This is a genomic window from Pseudomaricurvus alcaniphilus (assembly GCF_011440395.1).
Lineage (GTDB): Bacteria > Pseudomonadota > Gammaproteobacteria > Pseudomonadales > Cellvibrionaceae > Pseudomaricurvus > Pseudomaricurvus alcaniphilus.
This window is the reverse complement of the sequence record NZ_JAAOIX010000039.1, coordinates 1-1,153: the sequence shown is the minus strand read 5'-3', so window position 1 is coordinate 1,153 and position 1,153 is coordinate 1. Positions and strand designations below refer to the sequence as shown.

Sequence of the window (1,153 nt, the reverse complement as noted above, 5' to 3'; positions counted from 1 at the left end):
AGCGTTTTTGGTACGGTCGCCGCGCCGCATTGCGGGAACTGTTTGCTGAAGGGCAGCGCATTGGAGAGTTTAGGCGCGGCGTAGATCCTGAATTTCTTATGGATGTTCTGTATGCGCCTATTTATTTTCGCTTGCTTTGGGGGCATATGCCGCTGGACGACCAGTTCGTGGAAGAGCTCGTTAAAAATGTTATGCCTCTGTTAGAGGTCGCCTAACTTACTTGGGCGAGGCTCCTAAGCCAGATCGGCACAAATCGGCTGCCTCGCAATTTACCTACTTTTAAGCTTTTATCTTGACTCTACTGCGTATCTAAATACAATAAAATACGAAACGTTCCGTTATTTAATAAATCGGTTTTGGAGAGTCTATGAGCACAGAAAAAGCAGTTAATCATTCGCCTAATTACAAGCCTGTACGCCGTATCGTCACTGGCGTCAATGGGGAGGGGCGTTCAGTGATTATTTCCGACAGTGATACGCCAAACGTCAAATTACACGAAACTACACCCATTGTGGCGCAGGTCGTATGGGCCACTGAAGAAATGCCCGTGGCAATCGGAGCATACCGCGACGCCGCGCCAGCCGATGTGGCATTCAAGGCGCCACCAGGAAAAAATGGAACAATTTTCCGCATTGTAGACTTCCCGCCTGATTCCATGGCGCAGAATTCTGCGAGCCAGGAGGCGGCAAAAGAAATTGAAGAATCTGGTCACCGTGCGACCGACGCTCGCCACTTTCTGTTCCATAAAACTGAAACGATCGACTATGCCATCGTTCTGGAAGGTGAAATCTGGGCGTTGATGGATGAAGGTGAAACCCTGATGAAGACGGGTGATGTGATGGTGCAGCGGGCTACCCACCATTCCTGGGCAAACCGCACCGAGCAGTTCTGTCGCATGGCCTTTGTGCTGATAGACGCGCAGGAAGTTGACGCTTAAGCAACAATGACGAGTACGACAGGGTGTACAGGGATGTACACATTTTTATAAAAATAATAAACAGGCGAGGTGTATTAATGAGATTCTTACGCAATACCTGGTCTGCGGCAGGCTGGGTAACCCAGCTGAAAAAAGCGCCGATTGCCATCACAATTCTGGACGAGCCGCTGTTGATTGTCTGTGCTGAGGATGGCACGCCTTCAGCGCTGACTGATA

2 protein-coding genes are annotated in these 1,153 nt (G+C 49.7%); both read left to right on the top strand.

What is annotated here, in order from left to right; translation table 11 throughout:
* The coding region (locus tag G8764_RS22255; RefSeq protein WP_207952055.1) for a TetR-like C-terminal domain-containing protein at window positions 1-215 on the top strand (215 nt) is incomplete at its 5' end.
* Between the two features lie 152 nt (window positions 216-367).
* Window positions 368-937 (top strand): cupin domain-containing protein, encoded by a 570-nt coding sequence (locus tag G8764_RS22250; RefSeq protein ID WP_166168583.1) that lies wholly within the window; start codon window positions 368-370, stop codon window positions 935-937.
* The last annotated feature ends 216 nt before the right edge of the window (window positions 938-1,153 follow it).

Excerpts from the sequence above, each read along its gene's own strand:
- G8764_RS22250 (WP_166168583.1), top strand. The coding sequence starts at position 368 with ATGAGCACAGAAAAAGCAGTTAATCATTCGCCTAATTACAAGCCTGTA.